Below are 21286 nucleotides of genomic sequence, written 5' to 3'. Positions count from 1 at the left end.
CAGGACAGCCCCATGCCACGCACCGCCCTACTCGCCCCCATCGGCCTGCTGCTGGTGGCCATGATCTCGATCCAGAGCGGCGCCTCGCTGGCCAAGAGCCTGTTCCCGCTGGTGGGCGCCGAAGGCACCACGGCGCTGCGCCTGGTGCTGGGCGCGAGCATACTGTCGCTGGTGATGCAGCCCTGGCGCACGCGCCTGAACCTGGCCGCCTATCGCTCGCTGCTGGCCTATGGCCTGGCCCTCGGCGGGATGAACCTGCTGTTCTACATGTCGCTGCAGAGCATCCCCCTGGGCATTGCCGTGGCCCTGGAGTTCACCGGCCCGCTGGGCCTGGCGCTGCTGTCGTCGCGGCGCCTGCTGGATTTCGTCTGGGTCGCCCTGGCCGTCTTCGGCCTGTGGCTGCTGCTGCCCAGCGGCCTGGCGCAGACCCAGCTCGACCCGCTGGGCATGGCCTTGGCGCTCGCTGCCGGCCTGTGCTGGGCGCTGTACATCGTCTTCGGACAGAAAGCCGGCGCCGCCCATGGCCGCCAGACCGTGGCCCTGGGCACCTGGGTTGCCGCACTGCTGGTGCTGCCCATCGGCCTGTGGCAGGCCGGAGGCAGCCTGTTCTCGGTCGATCTGCTGCCCATCGCCCTGGGCGTGGCGGTGCTCTCCTCGGCGCTGCCCTACAGCCTGGAAATGGTCGCCCTGACCCGTCTGCCGGCGCGCACCTTCAGCATCCTGATGAGCCTGGAGCCGGCCATCGCCGCGCTCTCCGGCCTATTGTTCCTCAGCGAGAAGCTGAGCTGGAACCAGTGGCTGGCCATTGGCGCGATCATTCTCGCCTCGGCCGGAGCGGCGGCGACGATCCGGCCCAAGAGTTAGCCGGCCTCGCCGAATTGCAGCTGCGCCAGGCGCGCATAGAGCGGGCTGCCGGCGAGCAACTGGGCATGGCTGCCGATGGCCGCCAGACGACCGCGCTCGATCACCGCGATGCGTTCAGCCTGCTTGACGGTGGCCAGCCGGTGCGCGATCACCAGCGTGGTACGCCCGCTCATCAGCGCAGGAAGCGCCTGCTGGATCAGGTGCTCGCTTTCGGCATCCAGGGCGCTGGTGGCCTCGTCGAGCAGCAGGATCGGCGCATCGGCCAGCAGGGCGCGGGCGATGGCCAGACGCTGACGCTGCCCGCCGGAAAGCCCCAGCCCCGCCTCACCGAGATGGGTCTGATAACCCTGCGGCAGACGCTCGATGAACTCATGGGCATGCGCCGCACGCGCGGCAGCCTCCACCTCGGTCTGGCTGGCGTCGAGCCGGCCGTAGCGAATGTTGTCCTCCACCGTGCCGAAGAACAGCGCCGGATTCTGCGACACCAGAGCGAAGCAGGCGCGCAGCTCGCGCGGATCGAGCTGATCGATCGGCACGCCGTCAATGAGGATGCGCCCGGCCTGCGGGTCGAAAAAGCGCAGCAGCAGATCGAACAGCGTCGACTTGCCCGCCCCCGATGGCCCGACCAGCGCCAGGGTCTCGCCCGCTGCCACCTGCAGATCGATACCATCGATGGCATAGCTGTCGGGCCGCGACGGGTAGGCGAAGCGCACACCCTGCAACTCGATACGCCCACGCACCGGCTGCGCCAGATGCTGCGGCTGTGCGGGGGCGACGATCTGACTGCGCGCCCGTAACAGTTCGCCAATGCGCTCGGCCGCCCCGGCTGCGCGCTGCAGCTCACCGATCACCTCGCTCAGGGTACCGAACGACGAGCCGACGATCAGGGCGTAGAAGACGAAGGCCGCCAGCTCGCCGCCGGAAATGCGCCCGGCGATCACGTCCATGCCGCCGACCCAGAGCATCACGCCCACCGCCCCGAGCACCAGCACGATGACCACGGTGATCAGCCAGGCACGCTGGGCGACACGCTTGCGCGCGACGGCAAACGCCGCCTCGGCGGACAGCCCGAAACGGCGCTTGTCCTCGTCCTGATGGTTGTAGGCCTGCACCGTCTTGACCTGCCCCAGCACCTCGCCGACATAGCTGCCCACGTCGGCCACACGGTCCTGGCTCTGCCGCGACAGCGCCCGCACACGGCGGCCGAACAGCAGGATCGGCGCCACCACCAGCGGCAGCGCGGCCAGCACGATACCGCTCAATTTGGGGTTGGTGACCACCAGCAGCACACTACCGCCGACCAGCATGATCAGATTGCGCAGGGCCATGGATAGCGACGAACCGATCACCGACTGCAGCAAGGTGGTATCGGCGGTCAGCCGCGACTGGATCTCCGAGCTGCGATTGCTTTCATAGAAGCCGGGATGCAGCTCGATCAGGTGATCGAACACCCGCCGGCGAATATCGGCCACCACCCGCTCGCCCAGCCAGGAGACCAGGTAGAAGCGCGTGTAGGTGCCGAACGCCAAAGCCAGCACCAGCACGAAAAACAGCAGCAGGGACTGACGCAGCGCAGCCGGCGATTGCGTGGCCAGGCCCTGATCCACCAGCAGCTTGATGCCCTGGCCCATGGACAGGGTAATGGCGGCGGTAAACAGCAGCGCCAGCAAGGCGCCCAGCACCCGCCCGCGATAAGGCGCGATAAAGCGCCAGGCCAGGCGTATTGCACCACGCTGGCGGGAGGAAAGCAGAGAAGTCATGAGGGGCCTCAGGAGTTGGCGGTGGCAGGCGCTTCGGCCAGCCAGGCCACCGCGCAGAGGGCTAGCGCCGCCAGGTTGGTGGACAGCGGATTGAACGCCTGAATCAACAGATGGGGGCTCAGTAGCGCAACATCAAGCAGCAGCACCAGCAAGACCGCAGCGGCCACCAGCAACGGCCAGCGCTGGCGGCGAATGGTCAGCAGCGCAATGCCTAGCAATACCTCGGCAACGCCGCCGATACGAGCGATCAGCTCCGGCGCGAACAACGCGTGATCGGGCAAGCCGTGCGCACCGATCATCGCCACCTCGTCAGGGCTCAGCCAGAGAATCTTCGGCGCCAGACCATGCCAGACGAATACCGCCGCCAATGCCAGCCGGGCGAGCCAGGCGATCTGCGCCAGCCGGCGTTCAGTCATGCAGAAAGCGCTCGGCGTGGTCGGCCGTGGGCAGCAGGCAGACGGCATGCCGGCCGAACAGGCGATAGCGATTCAGCGCAATGCGGTCATAACACCAATCCCGCAGCGGCCGGGGCAGCAGGCGCAGCAATCGCAGCGCACGCCAGGGTTGCGGCAAGCGCGAGAGAATGCGCAGCAGCGCCGTGGAGCGCACATGCAGCCCCGCCTCGTCGATCAGCGCCATGGTGTCGAAACGATCGGTCGGCAGCCCATACCAGGCCAGCAATGCCTGGCCCTGGGCGGACTGCACGGACGCCAGGCGAAACTGCCGCGCAGGGTCATGGCGGATAAGAAACTTCGCCCAGCCGTTGCACAGTTTGCAGACGCCGTCGAACAGCACGACGCGCTCGCCAGCCGCGAGACCGGGCGGCAACCTGGCTTCAGTCATTGACTGGCACTCGCCTGCTGGGTGAGCGGGCGATAGTGCCCAGTGATGCGGTAGGCGAAGAGGATGTCTTCCTCCTGCGTGCCGCGGCCGATGTTATGCAGGATCAGCGGCGCACCATCTGACGCCCGGCGATCGCTGACGATGCCGATATGAGTCAGGCCGCGTCCCAGATCCCAGGTGACGATATCGCCGGCCTGGTAAGCCGCAGGGTCCTGACTGATCGGCAGCGACCAGCCCTGACGCTTGAACCAGGTCATCAGATTGGGCACACGACGGTGGTCGATATTGCTGTCCGGCCGGCTCAGGCCCCAGTTTCTGGGGTAAAGGGCAAAATTGCCGCGCATGTCGCGATGCACCGCCTCCTGCAGGTCCAGCCCCTGCTGGCGCAGCGCGCGGATCACCACGTCGGTGCACACACCGGTGGCCATGGGCACGTCGCCGCCCGGATAGCTCAACTGGCGGTAGGCCGGGTCATAGCTCAGGGTCACGCCGACCTGCTTGCGCGCATCCAGCACCAGCCTGTCAGCCTCGATGGCCTGCGCAGCCAGGGCCAGCGCCCAGGCCAGCAGTACAACCAGCATCCGCATTGCGATCTCCTATCGAGCCAAGGGATACAGCAACTCTTCCTTGTAACCTGCCCAGACCCGCACGGCATCGGGAAAGGCATCGTCCAGCGTCACGTCGCCACTGTCCACCAGCAGCGGCCGCCCTTCCAGCGTCGCCAGCTTGCGCTTGGTCGCCACCACCCGCAGGCGCTCCAGGCCGACGGCGCGCAACACCCGCGGGCTGATCTGCTGATTGCCGCGGCCGATGATATGCCCCTGGCCGCCAATGGCGGTGACCAGCAGGTAAGTCGGATGCCCATCGACGAGAGCGAACAGCTCGGCTTCATTGACGTCGCGAGCGATCACCTGGCCGTCCTCGATCACGTCGACACCGAGCAAGGTGGTCTCCAGCCCCAGATTCTGCGCCAGGCCGTGCAAAGTCGAGCCGGGACCGAACACGTAGCGAACGCCCGGCTCCCAATCGCCCTCCAGCCAGGCGGCCAGATCGGCCAGCACCAGCTCTTCGGACTCCATTCCACCCTGCTTGACCGCCTGCACGTAGCCGCCCTCCTGCGGCACGCACAGCTCGCCGTACCAGCGCGCGGTCACGCGGCCTTCGCGCAGGGCCGCCTCGTCGATGTCGCGCACCTCGCCGCTGGCCAGACGCACCAGGCCGCCCTCGACCAGGCGCGCGGTGAGCTCGCCCGCCGCCCGCGGGCTGATGGCATAGACGCCGGACTGGATCTTCACCCCGGCCGGAATGCCCAGAACCGGCTGCCCTTCCCTGACCACGGCGCACACGTCGCGTGCCGTGCCGTCACCGCCAGCGAACAGAATCAACGCCACACCGGCGTCCTGCAGTTGCCGCACCGCACGGCGGGTATCTTCGGCGGTGGTCGCGCCCTCACCCAACTCACCCAGCAAACGATGCTCGAAGCCCATCTGCGCCAATAGCTCGCCACCCATCGCCCCCGGGTAGCCGACGAATTCGATGCGCTCGCGCAGAGCCAGCAGCTGTTCCAGGGCAGTGCGTGTGCGCTGCGCGGCTTTTGCCTCGACGCCCAGGGCCAACGCCTGCTCGGCCATGCCGTCGCTGCCCTTGAAGGCAGCTGGGCCACCCAGCCCGGCCAGCGGATTGATGATCAGACCGATATGAAAACGCGCCATGTAATCCTCGTTTCACACAGGCTGGCACGCAGCCTGCAATACGACTTTCGCAATGTGTTTTGTGACGGAGTTCCGCCGTCATGGAATCTGTTTAAAGTATCGCGAGCTAGAGCCAGGCAAGGCGAAAGCGGGCGAAGAAGCGCAGTTTACGAATTGTAAATGAGCATTCTGAGCCCGATTTCAACGCAGCATGGCCGACGCGCAGCAGACTTTGAGCAGGTTTCTTGTTGTCACCGCGCCTTCATCTAGCCCCCCTAGACTGGCGCGCATCACTGATGAGGAGACAGGCCATGAGCTTGCAAGACAATGTCGCCCAACGCCCCAACACCCCGGTCAAGCAGCCGCAGATGCCGGTGGGCGGTTTTATCATCGATGGCCAGGGCCGCGAAGTGCCGATTACCGAAGACATGATCCAGCAGGCCTGCAACGCCCTGGAAGAAAGCCGCCAGCGCGCGCATCAGCAGGGCTGAACCTTGGGCGCCAGGCACGCAAGGTGCCTGGCGCGTCCTGATCAATCTCGCGGCACAAGTTTCAGCGACAGCGAATTGATGCAGTAACGCAGCCCGGTTGGCCGCGGGCCATCCGGGAACACGTGCCCCAGATGGGCATCGCACTTGGCGCATTTGACCTCGATGCGATGCATGCCATGGCTGTAATCGTCGAGGCTGGCGATCACCTCGTCGTTGATCGGCTGGAAATAGCTTGGCCAGCCGCTGCCGGAATCGTACTTGGCGTCCGAATCGAACAGGGCTTCGCCACAGCAGGCGCAGTGGTAGATGCCTGGGGTCTTGCTGTCGTGGTAGGCACCGGTGAATGGTCGCTCCGTCCCTCCCAGGCGACAGACATGGAACTGCTCGTCGGTCAGCTCTTCACGCCAGGTGTCCAACGACTTGTCGACTTTGTCCACGAGCGGGTTTCCTCCTCGGTAGTGGGCAGCACGGGGTTTCGCGCATTCGACCGCGGAAGCCTCGACTGAGAAGTTTCCGGGCCGCGGCATGAGTGTGCGGCGCGTGGCAGGCCAGAAAAAAGCAGGGCTGGCACCTTTGCCGCGCCCAGGTCGCCACGTATGATTCGACCCCAGTCTGTCACCCACGTTACGGGCTGCCAAGATTCCCCGTCGGGAGAATTTTGCAGCGTGCTTCAGTGGGTTTTCCTTAGCTCGGGATTCCTTACATGCAGGTCAGCAAATCGAACAAGCTCGCCAACGTCTGCTACGACATTCGCGGGCCGGTGCTCAAGCACGCCAAGCGTCTGGAGGAGGAAGGCCATCGCATCCTCAAGCTGAACATCGGCAATCCGGCGCCGTTCGGTTTCGAGGCACCGGAAGAAATTCTTCAGGACGTAATCCGCAACCTGCCTACCGCCCAGGGTTACAGTGACTCCAAGGGGCTGTTCAGCGCGCGCAAGGCGGTGATGCAGTACTACCAGCAGAAGCAGGTCGAAGGCGTCACCATCGAGGATATCTACCTCGGCAACGGCGTGTCCGAACTGATCGTCATGGCCATGCAGGCGCTGCTCAACAACGGTGACGAGGTGCTCATCCCGGCGCCCGACTATCCGCTGTGGACCGCTGCCGTGGCGTTGTCCGGCGGCAAGCCGGTGCACTACCTGTGCGACGAGCAGGCCGGCTGGTTCCCCGACATCGCCGACATGCGCGCCAAGATCACGCCGAACACCAAGGCGCTGGTACTGATCAACCCGAACAACCCCACTGGGGCGGTGTATTCCAAGGAAGTACTGCAGGACATCGTCGAACTGGCGCGCCAGCACAACCTGGTGATCTTCTCCGACGAGATCTACGACAAGATCCTCTACGACGAAGCCGTGCACATCAGCACCGCCTCGCTGGCGCCGGACGTGCTCTGCCTGACCTTCAACGGCCTGTCCAAGAGCTACCGCGTGGCCGGCTTCCGTTCCGGCTGGGTGGCCATTTCCGGGCCCAAACACAAGGCGCAGAGCTACATCGAAGGCCTGGATATCCTGGCCAACATGCGCCTGTGCGCCAACGTGCCGAGCCAGCACGCGATCCAGACCGCGCTGGGCGGCTACCAGAGCATCAACGACCTGGTACTGCCCAACGGCCGCCTGCTGGAGCAGCGCAACCGCGCCTGGGAGCTGCTCAACGACATCCCCGGAGTGAGCTGCGTCAAGCCCATGGGCGCGCTGTACGCCTTTCCGCGGATCGACCCGAAGGTCTGCCCGATCCACAACGACGAGAAGTTCGTCCTCGACCTGCTGCTGTCGGAGAAACTGCTGATCGTCCAGGGCACCGCCTTCAACTGGCCGTGGCCGGATCACTTCCGCGTGGTCACCCTGCCCCGCGTCGACGACCTGGAGCAGGCCATCGGCCGCATCGGCAACTTCCTCAAGGGCTACAGCCAGTAAGCCTATATGGACCTGCAGATCGACGACTTCTACAAGGATGCGGCCAGCGGCCTTCTGATGCTTTACCAGGCCTTCCCGCGCAAGATGGCCTTGTACGTGGAAGACCTGATCGGCCGCGAGGAGCCCGACGAATTCGGCCTGCCCAGCAAGCGCCACCAGGCCTGCCTCGGCGCCCTGCTGTGGCTGGCCGAGGAAGGCTATCTGCGTTTCGAATCGACCATCGCCTATGACGCGCTGGATCAGGCCGTGCTGACCGAAAAGGGTTTTCTGCGCCTGTCACGGGCCATTCCCCATGCCCTGCGCGAAGGCGAAGTACTGCCGCCGAGCGTGCGCCGCGTCCACGCCACGCTGGCCTTCCAGCTGCGCGAGGCGCTGGCCCAGCAGCACGGCGAACGCACCGCTCGCCTGACCCGCCTGCTGTTCGAAAGCAGCCTGTCTGTTCCAGGGGACATAGTTTGAAATAGTCGCTGGTTGAAACCCCCAGGGGCGCGCCCTTATATAGCCCGCATTACTCGTACGTCTTTCCCTTGAGGAGTCCGTTCACACCATGATGCGCATTATGTTGTTCCTGGCCACCAACCTGGCGGTGCTGATCATCGCCAGCATCACCCTCAAACTGCTGGGGGTCGATCGCTTCACCGGCCAGAACCATGGCAGCCTGCTGATCTTCTGCGCCGTGTTCGGTTTCGCCGGCTCGCTGGTTTCGCTGTTCATCTCCAAGTGGATGGCGAAGATGAGCACCGGCACCCAGATCATCACCCAGCCGCGCACCCGCCATGAGCAGTGGCTGCTGCAGACCGTCGAGGAGCTGTCGCGCGAGGCCGGTATCAAGATGCCGGAAGTGGGCATTTTCCCGGCTTACGAGTCCAATGCCTTCGCCACCGGCTGGAACAAGAACGACGCACTGGTAGCCGTCAGCCAGGGGCTGCTGGAGCGCTTCTCGCCGGATGAGGTGCGCGCGGTACTGGCCCACGAAATCGGCCACGTGGCCAACGGCGACATGGTCACCCTGGCGCTGATCCAGGGCGTGGTGAACACCTTCGTGATGTTCTTCGCCCGCATCTTCGGCAGTTTCGTCGACAAGGCCATCTTCAAGAACGAGGACGGCCACGGCATCGGCTACTTCATCGCCACCATCTTCGCCGAGCTGGTGCTGGGCATCCTGGCCAGCATTATCGTCATGTGGTTCTCGCGCAAACGCGAGTTCAAGGCCGACGAAGCCGGCGCCCGCCTGGCCGGCACCGGCGCGATGATCGCCGCGCTGCAGCGCCTGCGCGCCGAACAGGGCGTGCCGGTGCAGATGCCCGACAGCCTGACTGCCTTCGGCATCAACGGTGGCCTGAAGAACGGCCTGGCCGGCCTGCTGATGACCCACCCGCCCCTGGAAGACCGCATCGAGGCGCTGCGCCGCCTGGGCTGATCGTCCACACAAAGAAAAGGCGACCTTCGGGTCGCCTTTTCTTTATGCACCCGCAGAGGAGCTGGTTTCACACCCCGCCCCACGCTCCATCAGGTGGCTCATCGCCGTCTTCAGCTTCATCGGCCGCACCGGCTTGTGCAGCAGGCTGTGGCCCAGCTCGCGCATCTGCAGCTTGAGTTCGTTGCTGTAGTTGGCGGTGATCATCAGCGCCGGCAGCGGCGCGCTGCGTCGGGCGTTGATCTGCGCCACGGCATCGACGCCATTGCGCTCGTCGTCGAGGTGATAGTCGGCGATCAGCAGGTCGGCCTCGGCGTGGTAGTTGTCCACCTGTCGCGCCAGGTCTTCTTCGCTCAATGCCGTGACCACGCGGCAGCCCCAGCCTTCGAGCAGGGTGCGCATGCCGGCGCAGATCGCCGCGTCGTTGTCCAGCACCCATACCCGCGCACCGGCAAGGCGTTCGAGCAACTGATCCGGGCTGTCCTGCAGCGCCCGCGCTCTGGGCGCGCGACGGGTCAGCGGCACCTCCACGGCGAACATCGAGCCCCTGCCCGGCTGCGACGCCACACGAATGCGGTGGCCGAGCATGCGCGCGATCTTGTCGACGATGGCCAGACCCAGGCCGAGGCCGCGATCCTGCTTGCGCTGCACGTTATCGCCGCGTTTGAACTCCTGGAAAATCTCCACCAGCTTGTCCTGGGCGATGCCGATGCCGGTGTCCCAGACCTCGATGGACAGGCTGTGGCCGCGCCGCCGACAGCCCAGCAGAATGCGCCCGCTGGCGGTGTAGCGAATGGCGTTGCTCAAGAAGTTGCGCAGGATCCGCGCCAGCAGCTGCACGTCGCTGCGTACCAGCGCCGAGCTGGGCAGGTAGTCCAGGCGCAGGCCTTCGCTACCAGCGATCTGGTGGTACTCGGCGGCAAGGTTCTCCAGCAGCTCGCTGACGGCGAACGGCGCGATATCCGGCTTGATCACCCCGGCGTCGAGCTTGGAGATGTCCACCAGGGTGCCGAGCAGGCTCTCGACGTCCTCCAGCGAGTTGCTGACGTTGCGCACCAGCGGCGCGCAGCCGGACAGGTCCTTCTTCTCCAGCAGCGCGCTGGTGAACAGCCGCGCGGCGTTGAGCGGCTGCAGCAGATCGTGGCTGACGGCGGCGAGGAACTTGGTCTTGGACAGGTTGGCCTGCTCCGCCTCGCCCTTGGCCTCGCGCAGGCGCGCCTCCATCTGCGTGCGCTCGTCGATCTCGCGGCGCAGCTGCTCGTTGACCGTGGTCAGCTCGGCGGTGCGCTCGCGCACGCGCTGCTCCAGATGCTGGTAGGCCTGGTGCAGCGCCTCGGCGGTGCGCCGGCGCTCGGTGATATCGCGGATCAGCACGAAGATGCCGACCACCTCGCCGCTGGCCTGGCGGTTGGGCACGTAGGAACGCAGCATGTAGCGCTCCTGGCCGCTGTGGTTGGTCTCGGCGAACTCGAAGGTCACGCTTTCGCCGGACAGCGCCCGCTCGACGTAGGGCTCCAGACGCCGGCAGTGCTCCTCGCTGTGCACCTCGCGCAGGCTCTGGCCGAGCATGGCGCCACGCGGCCAGCAGTACCACTCCTCGTAGACCTTGTTGGTGAACTCGTAGACCAGATCGGCCGACAGGTAGGCGATCAGCGCCGGCACATGGTCGGTGATCAGGCGGATCCAGCGCTCGCTGTCGCTCAGCGCCTGGGCCTGGCGATGGCGCTCGGTGATGTCGGTGAAGGTGTTGACGAAGCCGCCGGTGGGCAGCGGATGCGTACGCACTTCGAGCATGCGCCCGTCGAACAGGCGCACCTCCACCTGGCGTAGCGGCTTGCCGGCGATGTCGCGGCTGGCCGGGGTCAGCGGCTCCAGCTCGCTTTCGGCCATCACCTCGGCGAAGGGCCGATGCGCGCTGATCGGCGCCAGGCCGCAGAGTTCGAGGAAGCGGTGGTTCCACAGCTCCAGTGCGCCCTCGGCGTTGACCATGGCCATGCCCTGGGACAGGTTGTCCACCGCACGCTGCAGCAGCCGCGATTTCTGCGCCAGCGCCTGCTCACGGCGCAGTGCTTCGCTCTGCTTGACCTCGGTGATGTCGGTGTAAAGGATCACCAGCCCACCCTCACTGGTCGGCCGCTCGCTGACCTGCACCCAGCGCCCATCCTGCAGGCGGAACAGGCTCGGCTCGCCCTCCTTGCCCAGCTGCGCCTCCACCACCAGGCCGGTGCTGCGACTCAGGCGCCTGATCTCCTCCAGGCGCGTACCGGTGCCGATGCGCGCCCTGCTGCGCGCCCACAGCGCCTTGAAGCGGCTGTTGAACAGGACGATGCGCTGGCGATCGTCGAACAGCACGAAGGCGTCGGAGAAGCTCTCGATGGCGTCGATCAGGTGCTGGTGGGCGGTCTCGGCACGCAGCCGCGCATCACTGAGCAGCTGGTTGCTGGATTTCAGTTCGGCCATCGCCTGGTTCAGCGCGTCGGTGCGCTCGCGCACCTGCTCGGCCAGTACCACCGAGTGCTGGAAGGCGGCGTAGGCATCGTCACCACGCGAGTGGATCGACTCCACCCGCTCGATCAGCGCGGCGTTGATCCGCTTGAGCTTGGCGTTCTCGCCTTCCAGCGCGGCCAGGCGCGCCTGCAGCTCGGCGCCATCAGCCGCGACCAGGGCGGCCAATGGCGACTCCGGTGAAGGTCTGGTTGATGTGCATGCCATTGAACTGCTCCCCGTAGGAATTGAAGCCGATCACCCGCTGCTGACGCAGGAAGGCCGACACCGGCAGGCTGCCGCCGTCGTTCTCGATCTCCAGGCGGCGCAGGAAACAGTCGCAGCCGATGGTCAGCAGCAACGGACCGAGGCGCTGCTCGAGGCCGGCGAACAGCTGCGCGAGATTCGGCAGCAGCGGCCCGGGACGCATCGCGGTGAGAACGATGCCGTTCTCCACCGCGCAGTAGAAGCTCAGGCTGAGGTCGTCGTGCACCTGCTGGATCGAGCGCACGTAGTAGTGATCGCTGATGCGCACCGCCAGCGGATAGGCGGCGAACACCCGGTGGTCCAGGGCATCGAGCGGCACGCCGATCAGCTCGGCGTATTCCTGCGCGGCCGGCGCGGCGTTGAGCTCGTAGACGCGGCGGCTGGAGCTGTCGGCGCGGGTCACCACCAGTTTCTCGCCGCTGGGCTGGATGTGGTGAGTGCTGAAGACCTCGAAGTCGAGCCAGGTATTGAACAGCACCACCACCGCCGCGCCGCTGTGAAAGCGCCCGCCGTGGTAGACGTGGGTGTGGGTCAGGTGGTTGTCGTCGCCGGCCGAACCGCCGAAATGCGGGATGCTGCCCAGCGCCGCGCTGAGCGCGCCGAGCACCAGCTCCTCGCGGCTGGACAGGCCGTCGAGCAGGGTCAGGGCGAAGCTGTGACCCTTGATCGAGGCCAGCTCGTTGCTGCGACAGTCGCGCACCAGGCCATCCACCAGCTGCTGCGCATCGAGCAGGTTAAAGCGCTCCATCTCGTCGATCAGCGCGCTGGCGATGGAGAAGCAGCGCAGGTCGAAGCCCAGCGCCACCACGCAGCCGCGGCCGTAGCCCTGCGGGGTGATCTCGCCGGCGCTGGTACAGCCAACCAGGCTGACGCCGCCGAAATGCTGCTCCAGGGCCCGGCCGAGGGCTTCGAGGTCGTACTCGGCCGAGCAGAAGAACAGCACGAAGCCGAGATAAGGATGGATCAGCTGGCGCGCCAGCTCCTGGGCGGCCTGTTCCACGTCCTTCGTGCTGGAAACGGCGCTGAGCACGCCCTCCGACTGTTCCAAGGCCATAAGACGCCCCAATACACCTGCTGGATATGGGGAAATTCTACGAAGCGAGCGGCCCGCGCCCCATGCTACTTGAGTATTGGGTTAGGCCTTCCTAGGTAGGAGCAATGACAGCCGCGGTAGGGTCAGTCCAGCAGTTTGGCGCCCAACGCCCGGACCAGCGCTGCCAACTGTGGCGCATCGCCCTGGATTCGTACGCGCAAGCCATCGATCTCGCGGCGCATCGGGTAGTGCTTGCGCAAGCGGTCGAACGCCGCACGACGGGCGTCGGCGTCGCCGACCAGGCTACGGCGGAAATCCGCATCGTCGCGGCGTGGGTCGTATACCGCGCGGCACAGACTGGCCAGGACCCAGGCCGGGTCCGCGCGGCCGTCGATGTTCATCTCGCTGAGCCAAGGGGCCGGCAGCAGATCGTCCAGACTCACCTGTTCGGCAACGCCCAGCACGCGGCAGCAGGCCTGGTAGATCTGCGCGGTGCCGCGCAGCTTGCCGTCCAGGCTGTAACCGGCGATATGCGGTGTGGCCAACTGGCACAGGGCGGCCAGTTCGACATCGGCCTGCGGCTCGCCTTCCCAGACGTCCAGCACCGCTTTCAGGTCGGGGCGCTGCGGCAGTAACGTGCGCAGCGCGGCGTTGTCCACCACGGCGCCACGACTGGCATTGATCAGCCAGGCGCCCGGCTGCAATGCCGCCAGGCGAGTCGCATCGAACAGATGGCGCGTCGAGGCGTCCAGCGGCGTGTGCAGGCTGATCACGTCGCATTCTTCGATGATCCGCTCCAGGCTGACGAAATCGCCGCCCTCGGCGGCCTGCCGTGGCGGGTCGCACACCCGCACCTGCCAGCCAAGGCCGCGCAGCAGATGGACCAGACGCCCGCCGACCTGCCCTGCGCCGACCACGCCATAGACGCGCGCAGCCGGGTCGACGCCCTCGCGCTCGGCCAGGGTCAGCACGCTGCCCAGCACGTAATCCACCACGCCCCGGGCGTTGCAGCCCGGCGCGCTGCTCCAGGCGATGCCGGCCTCGGCGAAGTAATCGAGATCCAGGTGATCGGTGCCAATGGTGCAGGTGCCGACGAAACGCACGCGGCTGCTTTCGAGCAATGCCCGGTTCACCTGAGTCACCGAACGCACCAGCAAGAGATCGGCGTCGCGCACGTCAGCTGCGCTGATGCCCCGCCCCGGCAGACGGCGGATGCTGCCGAACGCGGCGAAGAACTCATCGAGCAGGGGAATGTTTTCGTCGGCGACTATGTGCATGGCGGGCTCCATCGAACAGGCGGCCATTCTAAGCCAGCACGAGCGCCAGCGTCGCCCCGTGAGCCGCCAGGCAGAGCGGCAGATCGTGCTTTCCTGACCGATACGTCAAGGCGTAGACTACGCGGTTTTCTGCCTTCCCGAAGAATCGAAATGTCCACCGACACTCGCCTTGGCCGCGTGCGCACGGAACTGCGCAGCCTGCTCATCCTGGCCACGCCCATCATCATCGCCCAGCTGGCGCATACCGCCATGGGCTTCGTCGATACGCTGATGGCCGGGCGCGTCAGCCCGCAGGACCTGGCCGCCGTGGCGTTGGGCAACTCGATCTGGGTACCGGTGTTCCTGCTGATGACCGGCATCCTGCTGGCCACCACCCCCAAGGTGGCGCAGCGCTTCGGTGCCGGCGAAGAGGCAGACATCGGCCCGCTGGTGCGTCAGGCCCTGTGGCTGGCTCTGACCGTGGGCGGCGGCGCGGCGACGCTGCTGTGGAACGCCGAGTTCATCCTGCGCATCATGAACGTCGACCCGGCGCTGATCACCCCGGCCATGGGCTACCTGCGCGCCGTGGCCTGCGGCTTCCCGGCGGTGGCGCTGTATCACGTGCTGCGCTGCTTCAGCGATGGCCTCGGCCATACCCGTCCGGCCATGGTGCTGGGCATCCTCGGCCTGTTGCTCAACATTCCGGCCAACTACATCTTCATCTACGGCAAGTTCGGCCTGCCGGCCATGGGCGGTGTCGGCTGCGGCTGGGCAACGGCGTTGGTGATGGGCTTCATGCTGATCGGCATGCTGGTCTGGGTGAAGTGGGCGCCCTACTACCGTGCCAGCGCGTTGTTCACCCATTTCGAGTGGCCACAGTGGCCGGTGATCAAGCGCCTGCTGAGCATTGGCGTACCGATCGGCATCGCGGTATTCGCCGAATCGAGCATCTTCTCGGTGATCGCCCTGCTGATCGGCGGCCTCGGCGCCACCGTGGTCGCCGGGCATCAGATCGCCCTGAACTTCAGTTCCATGGTGTTCATGATTCCCTACTCGCTGGCCATGGCCGCGACGGTGCGCGTCGGCCAGGCACTGGGCCGCGGCCAGCCGCGCGAGGCGCGCTTCGCCGCCGGGGTGAGCATGGGCGTGGCACTGGGTTATGCCTGCATATCGGCCAGCCTGATGCTCCTGCTGCGCGAGCAGATCGCGCAGATCTATACCCCGGACCAGGCGGTAATCACGGTGGCAGCGACGTTGATCGTGTACTCGGCCCTGTTCCAGTTCTCCGACGCCATCCAGGTCACCGCCGCCGGCGCCCTGCGCGGCTACCAGGACACCCGCATCACCATGCTGCTGACCCTGTTCGCCTACTGGGGCATCGGTCTGCCGGTGGGCTATGCGCTCGGGCTGTCCGACTGGCTGGGCGAGCCGAGCGGCCCCAGCGGCCTGTGGCAAGGTTTGGTGGTGGGCCTGACCTGCGCCGCAGCGATGCTCACCGTGCGCCTGGCACGCAGCGCGCGCAAGCGCATTCGCCGGGCCGGTTGAGATTGGATAGGTCGGGCATCCTCTCTAGACTGAGCAGATGATCCGACCTGCCCTGCTCCTCTGCTTCCTTCTGATCGCTGGCTGCGGCCCGGCCAATGACGGCCTGGCCCTGCAGAACGATTACCTCGCACGTCTGCAGCGCTCGCTCGATGCGGCCGACGTACCCACTTTCGACAGCCGCAGCGCCAGCCAATTTCGTTTACCGCCACGCCGCGAGCGCCTGCTGGCATTGCCGGAACTGCGCATCGGCCTGCTCGATCTGGTCATCGATGCGCGGCGCTGTCCGCATCTGCAGCAGTTGATCAGCCAGCGCAACAGCAGCCTGGGCAAGCAGCTGATGCCCAGCCAGCGCCTGGGCTACGAAGGCGACCTGCTGCGCGCCATCGATGACTGCCTGCCGCATCTGCAGGACGACTCCAGCCTCAAGGCCACTCTGCAGCGCCTGGCCAGCGACAAGCGCCAGCAACTGCCAGCGGTGTTCTGGAATGCCCTGAACGGCAGCCCGGAGTTCGAGAACTACCTGCGCTTTGCCGACCAGGCATTGCCGGTCGACAGCCAGGAAGACAGCGCGGCACTGGACGCATTGCAGCGGCTGGCCAGCATCGGCGCCGGCATACCGGCACAGCTACCACCGAGCGCCGGGGAGTTGGAACCACTGTTCTTCGCCCTCTATGCCAGCGAACAGGGCAGCCAGTTGATCACCAGCCTGGCCAGCCTGCGCCACACGCTCGACGCCGGCAGCGAAATGCTCGAGCAACGCCAACAAAATCGCCCGCTTTGCCCACTGGGCCAGGCGACCCCGCGCGGGCGCATCCTGCAGAACATCTTCATCAAGTTCTACGCCGGCGGCCTGCAGCCTTATCTGGCACAGGTCGACCAGCGCGGCCAGCAATGGCAGGCGGTGCTGCTGCAACTGCAGCGTCTAGAAGGCATTCCGCCAGCTACCGGCGAACATCTGCAGCGGCTGGCTGGCGAGCAGGATTCGTTATGGCAGGATTTCCGCGCGGCCACGGCGCGTCACGTCAGGGCCTGGCAGAAGCTCCTGAACAGTTGCGGTCTGGCGCCGGGACAGGCGGGATGGAATAGCGCGGAACGCGACGTGGAGCCTTAAGGGGCCGCACGTTCAACCCCAGCCTAATCGGCCTTCTTGCGAATCCAGTACAGATAGGTACCGTCTTCCTCGGCCTGACCGAGCAGCTCGTGGCCGAGAAACACGCAGAACTTGGGAATGTCACGGCGGGTCGAGGGGTCGGTGGCGATCACCTTGAGCAAGCCGCCCGGCGACAGGTCGCGCACCTTGTTGTGCAGCATCATCACCGGCTCGGGGCAATTCAGGCCGCTGGCGTCGAGCAGGTCATCGTGGTTGAGGGTCAGGGCTTCGGACATAGGAGGCTCCACAGGCAGGCGCGCATTGTCGCGCAAAGCTGACCTCCAGGTCACCCTGCGCGCACAACCTTGGATGGGCAGCGCATGCCTGCCGACTGCGGCAAAGTGCCTGCGCTCTGGCGGGTCATGGATGGCACGCACGCCAGCTTCGGGTGGAGCCCGGGGCGACGCGGGAGTCCGGGCCGGGCCTGACCGGCCCGCGTCCGGTTCACATCATCATTTGCCGTGACGGCGCAGATGGCAGGTCACCTCCTCACGGTCGTGATACAGCTGCTTGCAGCCAATGCTGACCTTCAGCCCCCGCTCCGCCAGCCCCGACTCGATGCGATCGAGCAGGCGCCGCACTTCGGCGTAACGCTGCTTCATCGGCAGCTTCAGGTTGACCACCGCCTCGCGGCACAGCCCTTCACCCAGCCAGGTCTCGATCATCGCCGCCGTGCGCGCCGGCTTCTCGACGATGTCGCAGACCATCCAGTGCACCGGATGGCGCGGGCGGAAGGTAAAGCCATCGGCGCGCTGGTGCACGACGAAGCCGGAATACATCAGGCTTTCGGCCATCGGCCCGTTGTCCACGGCGGTGACGCGAATCTCCCGATTGACCAGCTGCCAGGTCCAGCCACCGGGGGCCGCGCCCAGGTCGACGGCGGTCATGCCCGGCGCCAGGCGCTGATCCCACTGCTCGCGCGGAATGAAATGGTGCCAGGCCTCCTCCAGCTTAAGCGTGGAACGGCTTGGCGCCTCGCGGGGAAACTTCAGACGTGGAATGCCCATGGGCCACATCGCCTGGTTGTCCGCCTCGGCGATGCCGGCGAACACCTCGCGGCCGCTCTTGAAGGTCAGCAGCAGGCGCGGCTTCCTGGCGTCGTCCACCAGCTTGCCGGCCTTGAGCAGCGCCTTGCGCAGCGGCGCCTCGAACTTCTTGCAGAAGGTCGAGAGCTCCTTGCCGTCGTTGGTATCCACCACTTCCAGCCACAGGCTGCCGCACACCGGATAGTCGGCCAGAGCCTCGAGCAGCACACTGATGCGATCGCTCTCCGGCAACATTACGAAACCACCGCGTGCCCATTGCCTGGGGAAAATCAGGCTGTTGAAGCGCACACTGCGCATCATGCGTTCGCCATCGGCCGCTTCGCTGCAGACGAACTCGGCGCACGCGCTACCGGGCTTGGCCCTGGAGTAGCCCGGCACATCCAGACGCGCCGCAAGGTCGGTGATCTCGGCGCAAACCTCCCCCTCGAAACCGGGGCGGCAATGCAGAAACAGGATATTCATCAACGGGTCTCCTTGAGGCGCGCATGATACCCGAGACCGGAACCCCGAGCCGGTAAACCTGTCCAGCTACTTATGCGCTGTCTGCAGCTACGGACCGGCAAGCTGGCCGCCCCGCCTCGTCGCAACAGACAGGCAGCGCATAGCAACCGAAAGGATATGCGCTAGCCAGACCGCCCAAGCCGAACTAGCTTGAAGGTCTGCCGCCATCAGACACAGCCCGAACCGTGCGGGCCCAAGGAGATGTGCAATGCCCTCCCTCGATAGCCTGAACTGCCGCCGCGAACTGAAAGTCGGCGACGCCACCTACCACTACTTCAGCCTGCCCGAAGCCGCCCAGCGCCTCGGCAACATCGACCGCCTGCCCAAGTCGCTCAAGGTGCTGTTGGAAAACCTGCTGCGCAACGAAGACGGCAAGACCGTACAGCCGCAGGACCTGCAGGCCATGGTCGACTGGCTCGACCAGCGCGCCTCCGACCGCGAGATCCAGTACCGCCCCGCGCGCGTGCTGATGCAGGACTTCACCGGCGTGCCGGCGGTGGTCGACCTGGCCGCCATGCGCGACGCCATGGCCAAGGCCGGCGGCGACCCGCAGCGCATCAACCCGCTGTCGCCGGTGGATCTGGTCATCGACCACTCGGTGATGGTCGACCGCTACGCCTCCTCCAGCGCCTTCCACGACAACGTCGAACTGGAAATGCAGCGCAACGGCGAGCGCTACGCCTTCCTGCGCTGGGGCCAGCACGCCTTCGACAACTTCAGCGTGGTGCCGCCGGGCACCGGCATCTGTCACCAAGTCAATCTCGAATACCTGGCGCGCACCGTGTGGACGAAGGAAGAAGACGGCGTCACCCTCGCCTTCCCCGACACCCTGGTCGGCACCGACTCACACACCACCATGATCAACGGTCTCGGCGTGCTCGGCTGGGGCGTCGGCGGCATCGAGGCGGAAGCGGCCATGCTCGGCCAGCCGGTGTCGATGCTGATTCCGGAAGTCATCGGCTTCAAGCTCAGCGGCAAGCTCAAGGAAGGCATCACCGCCACCGACCTGGTGCTCACCGTCACCCAGATGCTGCGCAAGAAGGGCGTGGTGGGCAAATTCGTCGAGTTCTACGGCGACGGCCTGGCCGACCTGCCGCTGGCCGACCGCGCCACCATCGCCAACATGGCCCCGGAATACGGCGCCACCTGCGGTTTCTTCCCGGTGGACGAGATCACCCTCGGCTACCTGCGTCTGTCCGGCCGCCCGGATGCCACCGTGCAACTGGTCGAGGCCTACAGCAAGGCCCAGGGCCTGTGGCGCGAGCCAGGCGCCGAGCCGCTGTTCACCGACAGCCTGAGCCTGGACCTGGGCAGCGTCGAAGCCAGCCTGGCCGGACCCAAGCGCCCGCAGGATCGCGTCTCGCTGGGCCAGGTCAGCCAGGCCTTCGACGACTTCGTCGGCCTGCAGCTCAAGCCGAGCGCCAAGGAAGAGGGCCGCCTGCTCAGCGAAGGCGGCGGCGGTACCGCCGTCGGCGGCGACAAGCAGAGCGGCGAAATCGACTATGAGGACGAGGGCCATACCCATCGCCTGAAAGACGGCGCGGTGGTGATCGCAGCCATCACCTCCTGCACCAACACCTCCAACCCCAGCGTGATGATGGCCGCCGGCCTGCTGGCCAAGAAGGCGGTGGAAAAAGGCCTGCAGCGTCAGCCCTGGGTGAAGAGCTCGCTGGCCCCCGGCTCCAAGGTGGTCACCGAGTACTTCAATGCCGCCGGCCTGACGCCCTATCTGGAGAAGCTCGGTTTCGACCTGGTGGGCTACGGCTGCACCACCTGCATCGGCAACTCCGGCCCGCTGCGCGAGCCCATCGAGAAGGCCATCACCCAGGCCGACCTGACCGTCGCCTCGGTGCTCTCCGGCAACCGCAACTTCGAGGGCCGCGTGCACCCGCTGGTGAAAACCAACTGGCTGGCCTCGCCACCCCTGGTGGTGGCCTATGCCCTGGCCGGCAGCGTGCGCCTCGACCTGACCCGCGACGCCCTCGGCACCGGCAAGGACGGCCAGCCGGTCTACCTCAAGGACATCTGGCCGACCCAGGCCGAGATCACCCAGGCCATCGCCCAGGTCGACACCGCCATGTTCCGCAAGGAATACGCAGAGGTCTTCGCCGGCGACGAGAAATGGCAGGCCATCGACGTGCCCAAGGCCGACACTTACGCCTGGCAGGGCGACTCCACCTACATCCAGCATCCGCCGTTCTTCGAGGACATCGCTGGCGATCCGCCACGTATCACCGATATCCGCCAGGCGCGCATCCTCGCCCTGCTCGGCGATTCGGTGACCACCGACCACATCTCGCCGGCCGGCAACATCAAGGCCGACAGCCCGGCCGGGCGCTATCTGCGCGAGCATGGCGTGGACAAGGCCGACTTCAACTCCTATGGCTCGCGCCGCGGCAACCACGAAGTGATGATGCGCGGCACCTTCGCCAATATCCGCATCCGCAACGAAATGCTCGGCGGCGAGGAAGGCGGCAACACCCTGCACGTGCCCAGCGGCGAGAAGCTGGCGATCTATGACGCGGCCATGCGCTACCAGGCCGAGGGCACGCCGCTGCTGATCATCGCCGGCAAGGAATACGGCACCGGCTCCAGCCGCGACTGGGCGGCCAAGGGCACCAACCTGCTGGGGGTCAAGGCGGTGATCGCGGAAAGCTTCGAGCGCATCCACCGCTCCAACCTGGTGGGCATGGGCGTGCTGCCACTGCAGTTCAAGCCCGGCACCGACCGCAACAGCCTCAAACTGACCGGCAAGGAAGTACTGGCTATCGAAGGGCTGGAAGGCGTGGAACTGCGCCCGCAGATGCCACTGACGCTGATCATCACCCGTGAAGACGGCGCGCATGAGGAAGTCGAAGTGCTGTGCCGCATCGACACCCTCAACGAGGTCGAGTACTTCAAGGCTGGCGGCATTCTGCACTACGTGCTGCGCCAGATGATCGCCAGCTGATGCAGCAGCCCTGCCGCCCCAGGCGGCAGGGCTTTCCCGTCGGGTCACGGATGGCCAATGTCACGACAGAAAT

Annotated in this window: 19 protein-coding genes; 8 read left to right on the top strand and 11 right to left on the bottom strand. The window is 66.1% G+C overall.

Translation table 11 applies throughout. From position 1 onward, the window contains the following. Positions 1-12 precede the first annotated feature (12 nt). Positions 13-864, top strand: a complete 852-nt coding sequence (rhtA, locus tag L1F06_RS10180) for a threonine/homoserine exporter RhtA (RefSeq protein WP_129483435.1) — start codon at positions 13-15, stop codon at positions 862-864. Here rhtA and L1F06_RS10175 read toward each other — a convergent pair. Genes L1F06_RS10175 through L1F06_RS10155 form a run of 5 tightly spaced genes read right to left on the bottom strand, consistent with a single transcriptional unit; the run spans position 861 to position 5179 of the window. Continuing rightward, entirely contained in the window at positions 861-2624 is a 1764-nt protein-coding gene (locus L1F06_RS10175) for an ABC transporter transmembrane domain-containing protein (protein WP_129483434.1), read from the bottom strand. The genes rhtA and L1F06_RS10175 overlap by 4 nt on opposite strands. Before the next feature lie 8 nt (positions 2625-2632). Further along, positions 2633-3040 carry a DoxX-like family protein gene (locus L1F06_RS10170; protein WP_012018803.1) on the bottom strand — a complete coding sequence of 136 codons (408 nt, stop codon included), beginning with the start codon at positions 3038-3040 and terminating at the stop codon, positions 2633-2635. Further along, positions 3033-3467, bottom strand: coding sequence for a thiol-disulfide oxidoreductase DCC family protein (locus tag L1F06_RS10165; RefSeq protein ID WP_129483433.1), 435 nt, complete (start codon positions 3465-3467; stop codon positions 3033-3035). The genes L1F06_RS10170 and L1F06_RS10165 overlap by 8 nt, the downstream gene beginning before the upstream one ends. Continuing rightward, a complete protein-coding gene (locus tag L1F06_RS10160) occupies positions 3464-4054 on the bottom strand; it encodes a DUF1287 domain-containing protein (RefSeq protein WP_129483432.1) in 591 nt (196 codons plus the stop codon). Before L1F06_RS10160 ends, L1F06_RS10165 begins: the two co-directional genes overlap by 4 nt. A gap of 9 nt (positions 4055-4063) precedes the next feature. After that, positions 4064-5179 carry an ATP-NAD kinase family protein gene (locus L1F06_RS10155; RefSeq protein ID WP_129483431.1) on the bottom strand — a complete coding sequence of 372 codons (1116 nt, stop codon included), beginning with the start codon at positions 5177-5179 and terminating at the stop codon, positions 4064-4066. 290 nt (positions 5180-5469) lie between these two features. Here L1F06_RS10155 and L1F06_RS10150 point away from each other — a divergent pair, with 290 nt between their 5' ends. Then, positions 5470-5649: a PA1571 family protein gene (locus L1F06_RS10150; RefSeq protein ID WP_012018807.1), complete on the top strand. Its 180-nt coding sequence runs from the start codon at positions 5470-5472 to the stop codon at positions 5647-5649. A gap of 41 nt (positions 5650-5690) precedes the next feature. Here the strand turns inward: L1F06_RS10150 and msrB are convergent, their stop codons facing one another. Next, positions 5691-6086, bottom strand: a complete 396-nt coding sequence (gene msrB / locus L1F06_RS10145) for a peptide-methionine (R)-S-oxide reductase MsrB (RefSeq protein WP_003240879.1) — start codon at positions 6084-6086, stop codon at positions 5691-5693. Between the two features lie 266 nt (positions 6087-6352). Here msrB and L1F06_RS10140 point away from each other — a divergent pair, with 266 nt between their 5' ends. The 3 genes from L1F06_RS10140 to htpX all read left to right on the top strand — a co-directional run bounded on the left by L1F06_RS10140 (position 6353) and on the right by htpX (position 8984). After that, positions 6353-7564 carry a pyridoxal phosphate-dependent aminotransferase gene (locus L1F06_RS10140; protein ID WP_003240881.1) on the top strand — a complete coding sequence of 404 codons (1212 nt, stop codon included), beginning with the start codon at positions 6353-6355 and terminating at the stop codon, positions 7562-7564. A 6-nt stretch (positions 7565-7570) separates the two neighbouring features. Next, a complete protein-coding gene (locus L1F06_RS10135; protein WP_003240883.1) occupies positions 7571-8023 on the top strand; it encodes a hypothetical protein in 453 nt (150 codons plus the stop codon). 88 nt (positions 8024-8111) lie between these two features. After that, a complete protein-coding gene (gene htpX / locus L1F06_RS10130) occupies positions 8112-8984 on the top strand; it encodes a protease HtpX (protein ID WP_003240885.1) in 873 nt (290 codons plus the stop codon). A 42-nt stretch (positions 8985-9026) separates the two neighbouring features. Here the strand turns inward: htpX and nahK are convergent, their stop codons facing one another. The 3 genes from nahK to pdxB all read right to left on the bottom strand — a co-directional run bounded on the left by nahK (position 9027) and on the right by pdxB (position 14042). After that, positions 9027-11693 carry a hybrid sensor histidine kinase/response regulator NahK/ErcS' gene (gene nahK, locus L1F06_RS10125; protein WP_177491215.1) on the bottom strand — a complete coding sequence of 889 codons (2667 nt, stop codon included), beginning with the start codon at positions 11691-11693 and terminating at the stop codon, positions 9027-9029. Then, positions 11632-12786 carry a nitric oxide-sensing protein NosP gene (gene nosP, locus L1F06_RS10120; RefSeq protein WP_129483429.1) on the bottom strand — a complete coding sequence of 385 codons (1155 nt, stop codon included), beginning with the start codon at positions 12784-12786 and terminating at the stop codon, positions 11632-11634. The genes nahK and nosP overlap by 62 nt, the downstream gene beginning before the upstream one ends. 122 nt (positions 12787-12908) lie before the next feature. Then, entirely contained in the window at positions 12909-14042 is a 1134-nt protein-coding gene (pdxB, locus tag L1F06_RS10115) for a 4-phosphoerythronate dehydrogenase PdxB (RefSeq protein WP_129483428.1), read from the bottom strand. Between the two features lie 150 nt (positions 14043-14192). On the opposite strand from pdxB, the gene L1F06_RS10110 reads away from it, so the two are divergent. Further along, on the top strand, positions 14193-15566 hold the full coding sequence (locus L1F06_RS10110) for an MATE family efflux transporter (RefSeq protein ID WP_129483427.1): 1374 nt from the start codon (positions 14193-14195) through the stop codon (positions 15564-15566). A gap of 37 nt (positions 15567-15603) precedes the next feature. Continuing rightward, positions 15604-16677 (top strand): DUF3080 domain-containing protein, encoded by a 1074-nt coding sequence (locus L1F06_RS10105; RefSeq protein WP_129483426.1) that lies wholly within the window; start codon positions 15604-15606, stop codon positions 16675-16677. Between the two features lie 23 nt (positions 16678-16700). Here the strand turns inward: L1F06_RS10105 and tusA are convergent, their stop codons facing one another. Together tusA and rlmM are read right to left on the bottom strand one after the other, a co-directional pair. Continuing rightward, positions 16701-16952, bottom strand: coding sequence for a sulfurtransferase TusA (gene tusA / locus L1F06_RS10100; protein ID WP_003460892.1), 252 nt, complete (start codon positions 16950-16952; stop codon positions 16701-16703). A gap of 216 nt (positions 16953-17168) precedes the next feature. Further along, the gene (rlmM, locus tag L1F06_RS10095; RefSeq protein ID WP_129483425.1) at positions 17169-18224 is read right to left on the bottom strand and encodes a 23S rRNA (cytidine(2498)-2'-O)-methyltransferase RlmM; all 1056 of its coding nucleotides are present in this window, start codon (positions 18222-18224) and stop codon (positions 17169-17171) included. A 247-nt stretch (positions 18225-18471) separates the two neighbouring features. Between rlmM and acnA the strand changes: the two genes are divergently transcribed. Continuing rightward, positions 18472-21213, top strand: a complete 2742-nt coding sequence (gene acnA / locus L1F06_RS10090) for an aconitate hydratase AcnA (protein WP_129483424.1) — start codon at positions 18472-18474, stop codon at positions 21211-21213. Positions 21214-21286 lie beyond the last annotated feature (73 nt).

The organism is Pseudomonas hydrolytica (assembly GCF_021495345.1).
GTDB lineage: Bacteria > Pseudomonadota > Gammaproteobacteria > Pseudomonadales > Pseudomonadaceae > Aquipseudomonas > Aquipseudomonas hydrolytica.
This window is presented reverse-complemented; position numbering and strand designations above follow the sequence as displayed.